The organism is Gammaproteobacteria bacterium, assembly GCA_013696315.1.
In the GTDB taxonomy this organism is placed as follows: domain Bacteria; phylum Pseudomonadota; class Gammaproteobacteria; order JACCYU01; family JACCYU01; genus JACCYU01.
Map to the genome: position 1 here is coordinate 1 of JACCYU010000165.1, position 4,653 is coordinate 4,653.

Consider the following 4,653-nt stretch of genomic DNA (forward strand, 5'->3'; position numbering starts at 1 on the left):
CGGCCGCAGCAGCGCCAGCAAATGACCGACCAGGCCGAAACCGGTCACGTCGGTGCAGGCACTGGCGTGATGGGCGCGCAGGCAATCGGCCGCCTGCGCGCTGGACTGGCGCATCATGGCCACGGCCAGGTCGATCCAGCGGCCTTGCGCGCGATGACGCATATCGGCGGCGAACAGCGCGCCGGTGCCCAAAGGCTTGGTCAGGACCAATACGTGTCCGGGCGCCAGCGTGCGACGGCGCGCGAGATCCTCGCCATCGATGACGCCGGTGACGGAAAAACCGATCGCCAGCTCGGCCCCTTCGCCGGAGTGACCGCCCAGCAACGCGGCGCCGGCAGCGTCCAAAGCGCGCGTGGCACCGGCCATGAGCTGATAGAGCTGCTCCTCCATCACGCGCTCAGCGGCGTAGGGCAAGGTCGCCAGCGCCAGGGCCGAGTGCGGCCGCGCGCCCATGGCGTAGATATCGCTCAACGCGTGATTGGCGGCGATCTCGCCCAGTACGAACGGATCGTTGATGAAATCGCGGAAGTAATCGATGGACTGCACCAGCTTCACGCCAGCGGGCGGCGTGAACACCGCGGCGTCATCCATGGCCTCCAGGCCGATGTCGACGCCTTCGCCTGTTGCTTTGGCAATGCGTTTCAACACCCGCTTCAGCACCGCGTCGCCGACCTTGGCGCCGCAGCCGCCGCAACGCATCGCGGGCTTGATGCCCGCTTCGCCGTGCTGGGCCAAAGCAGGGGTTTCCGCCTCTCGCATCGCCGGCAAGTCGTTGTATTTCGCAATCCAGCGCCGGTCTATCCAGTCCTTGACCCGCCACAGCCAGCCGCCCGCGGCATACAGCCCGCCGCGCGAGGCCACGGCGTAACGATCGCCGGTGCTGATCAACGCGAGCGCGCGCGTTTGCGGCCGGTAACGCTTGAGCCGGCGATTTTCGTGATAGCGGCGCAGGTTGGCGGCCAGCACCGCACCTTGCTTCACGGCGTAGACGCCGGATTTGGGATGCGGCGTTTCCATCGAACCGGCCACGTCGCCCGCCGCGAACACGTTGGGGTGCGAGGTCGAGCGCAGCCGCGCATCGATGCGGACGAAACCGCGTGCGTCCAGATCCAGGCCGGTTGATTCAACCCATTTTGGCGCGGCGACCGGTGTTGCCCACATGACGAAATCGGCGGCGATCGCGCGCCCGCTGGCGCAACGCAATCCCGGCGGTTCCACGGCGGTAACGCGCTCGCCGGTAATCACTTCGATTAGCCTAGCGGCGAGCACCCGCACGAATCGAGCGCGCACCCGGCGGTTGTGCTCGGCCAGGATTTGCGTTTGGTCGGTGACGATGCGCCAATCGCAGCGCTGGTCCAGACCTTCGCGGGTCAGGCCGTGATGCAGCGCCAGCATTAATTCAACGCCACCCGCGCCGCCGCCCACGACGGCAACATCGATCCGGCCACTGCCCGCCCGCAAGGTTCGCCGCAGCTCATGGCAGCCCTCGAGCAACACCTCGACCGGCTTGACCGGAAACACGCGCGCGGCCTGTTCGTTGGCCGGCGGCACGGCGGGCTGCGCGCCGATGTTGAGCGACAGAAAATCGTAATACAGCTGCGGCCTGCCAGTTATGCACAGACGTTGCTTTTCAGGTTCTAGCGATTCAACCTCGGCCTGGACAAAATCCGCGCCCGCGAAACGCGCCAGCCGGCGCAGATCGATATGACAGGCGTCAAAATCGTAATGACCGGCGATCAAGCCCGGCAGCATGCCGGAATATGGCGCGTACGTGCCGCGCGAGATGAGCGTGAGCTTGAGTCCCGGCGCGGGCCGCATGCCGAAGTGTCTGAGCACGGCCACATGGCTGTGGCCGCCGCCCGCCAGCACCAGATGACGGCGCGCGGGCGCTTTCGAATCCCTCACGCCAGGTACTACTGGGCTCGGACGCCGCGGGCGCGCATGATCAGTAAGCGGGTTTTTCGCTGCGCAGAAACAGCAGTGCGCCCCCTGGGCTTTCGGCGACGCCGTGCGGCAATCCTCTGGGCGCGAAATGATAGTCGCCGGCTTTTAATGTAACACCTTCACCGAGGCGCAGTTCGCCCTCCAGCACCAGACATTCCTCGTCAGCCGCGTGCACGTGAGCGGGCAGCCGCGCGCCAGGCTCAAGCCGCAGCAGAAACGAGGTCGCGCGCGCATCTTTATACAGAATTTTCATTTCGAGCCTGGGATCGATGCGCAGCCACGCGCCGCTGTCCGCGGGCACCGTATGATAATCCGCGTTCGCGTGCGGCTGGATGCGCGCCCCTTCCAGAATGCGTTTGCGCATGCGCGCCGCGCGCGCCGCGTCGGGCGTGGCCGGCGGCACGGCCTCCAGCAATATCGCCAGCAGGTCCGCCGGCAACACGTCGCGCGAACGCTTATGGTTCCCTCGCGTGGATTCGGCCATGAGTCAGAGCTTGCGCGCGCGCCCGTCGGCCAGAAGCCCCGCCAGCGTCTTGAGTCCTTTCCTGATGTGGGTCTTGACCGTGCCCAACGGAATGTCGGTGGCCGCATTGATCTCGCCGTGGCTCAGGCCGCGGAAAAACGCGAGGCCGATGAGGCGGCGCTGTATCGCGCTCAACTGGTTCAGCGCGCTGGCGACCGCGCGTTCCCGTTGCAGCACGGCGAGCTGGTGCTCCGGTTGCTCTTCAACGGCGGTACACGCCGAAAGCGGCTCCCATTCCGCGAGCAGAAACTTCGACCCGGCCGCCGCGTCGATGGCGCGCGAGCGGCACATGATCAATAACCAGGTGAGCGGACGGCCGCGCTTGCCGTCGTATTTCGCGGCATTGCGCCAGACCTGCAGAAACACGTCGATCACGACGTCTTCCGCCATATCCGGCGATTTGGTGATGGCGAGCGCCAGACCATACACGCGCGGCATGGTGGCCTCGTAAAACGCGTTGAAGGCGTCTTCGTCGCGGCGCGCGATCCGGTCGATGAGCAGCGCGTGGTTTTCGTCCGCGCGCTGCGCCGTGACGCGGGCATCGAGCGAATGCAGCGGGTTGGTCGACATGATTCAAAGTATACGGAGCACGACCGCGACTGGGCAAATGCGCAACTCTGGTGTCCGCGTCTTACGCGCGTTGCGAGCCGGGCGCGCGGGCGAATAACGCCCCGCGCCCGGCTCGATCATGGGCGACCTGTGTGCTGGCAACCTGGCCACGCCGCGCTATCATCCTGATGTATGGCTTACAACAGCATCGAATCATGCGATTGTATGCGACGTCATGCCGCTCCCGAGGCGCCGATTTGCGGCTCGCATACTGAAACGGCGTTACCCGCGGTCATACTCTTGTTTGGCGATGCCAGCGGACGTGACCATCAGCCCGATCCTTGGCTTTAAAGGAGGCCGAACATGGCACTGTGGAAACCTGACCCGACTTTTTATCCCTCCCCGCGCATGGCAATGCAGGCGCCGCCCGAGACGCTGGCGTACGTCGCCGCTTTTAATCCGACGGCTGATGGCCGCCCGGACGCGATGACCGTGGTGGACCTGGCGCCCGACTCGCCCAGCTACGGACGCCTCGTCGGCGAGGTGCCGATGCCCAACGCCGGCGATGAACTGCACCACTTCGGCTGGAACGCGTGCAGCTCAGCGCTGTGTCCGTACGCACCGCATCCGCACATCGAGCGGCGTTACCTGGTGGTGCCGGGGCTGCGCTCGTCGCGCATCCATATCATCGATATCAAGCCTGACCCCCGCAGTCCGAAGCTCGTCAAGACCATCGAACCGGAGGACGTTTTCAAACGCGCGCCGTATTCACGCTTTCACACGATCCATTGCGGGCCGGAGGGCATCTACATCAGCGCGCTGGGATCACAGAATGGTGACGGCCCCGGCGGCATCTTTCTGCTGGATCATTTTTCGTTCGACGTGCTCGGACAGTGGGAGATGGAACGCGGGCCGCAGTATCTCGCCTACGACTTCTGGTGGCATCTGGCGCACGACACGATGATCACCAGCGAATGGGGCACGCCGAACATGATCGAGAACGGCCTGGTGCCGGATTTGCTGCTGAACGGGAAATACGGCCGGCGCGTGCACGTGTGGGATCTGCGCCGCCGGCGGCATGTGCAGGCGCTGGACTTGGGTCCCGAGCAGCAGTTGGTGCTGGAACTGCGCGCCGCGCACGATCCAACGAAGACGTATGGTTTCGTGGGCGTGGTGATCTCGCTCAAGGACCTGTCGAGCTCGATCTGGCTGTGGCACCGCGACAACGGCGAGTGGAAAATCCAGAAGATCATCGAGATTCCGGCAGAAAGGGCCGATCCCGAACATCTGCCGCCGCTGCTGCAAGGCTTCAAGGCGGTGCCGCCGCTGGTCACGGATATCAATCTCTCGCTGGACGATCGCTGGCTGTATGTCTCGTGCTGGGGCACCGGCGAACTGCGGCAATACGACGTATCCGATCCGTTCAAACCCAGGCTCACCGGTTCGGTGCATCTCGGCGGCATCGTGCGCCGCACGCCGCATCCGAAGCATCCGGATCAACCTTTGAGCGGCGCGCCGCAGATGGTGGAGGTGAGCCGCGACGGCAAGCGTGTGTATTTCACCAACTCGCTCTATCACGCCTGGGACGAGCAGTTCTACCCGGAGGGCATGCAGAGCTGGATGGTGAAGCTCGACGC

Annotated in this window: 4 protein-coding genes; 1 reads left to right on the forward strand and 3 read right to left on the reverse strand. The window is 65.0% G+C overall.

What is annotated here, in order from left to right; all coding sequences use genetic code 11:
* The 3 genes from selD to H0V34_09965 all read right to left on the reverse strand — a co-directional run.
* Positions 1–1,905 (reverse strand): selenide, water dikinase SelD (gene selD / locus H0V34_09955; GenBank protein ID MBA2492001.1); only part of this gene is annotated, 1,905 nt, incomplete at its 3' end.
* A gap of 40 nt (positions 1,906–1,945) precedes the next feature.
* Complete coding sequence (locus H0V34_09960) at positions 1,946–2,428, reverse strand: cupin domain-containing protein (GenBank protein ID MBA2492002.1); 483 nt, start codon at positions 2,426–2,428, stop codon at positions 1,946–1,948.
* 3 nt (positions 2,429–2,431) lie between these two features.
* Positions 2,432–3,037 carry a sigma-70 family RNA polymerase sigma factor gene (locus tag H0V34_09965; protein MBA2492003.1) on the reverse strand — a complete coding sequence of 202 codons (606 nt, stop codon included), beginning with the start codon at positions 3,035–3,037 and terminating at the stop codon, positions 2,432–2,434.
* A gap of 342 nt (positions 3,038–3,379) precedes the next feature.
* On the opposite strand from H0V34_09965, the gene H0V34_09970 reads away from it, so the two are divergent.
* On the forward strand, positions 3,380–4,653 hold a 1,274-nt coding region (locus H0V34_09970), incomplete at its 3' end, for a selenium-binding protein (GenBank protein ID MBA2492004.1).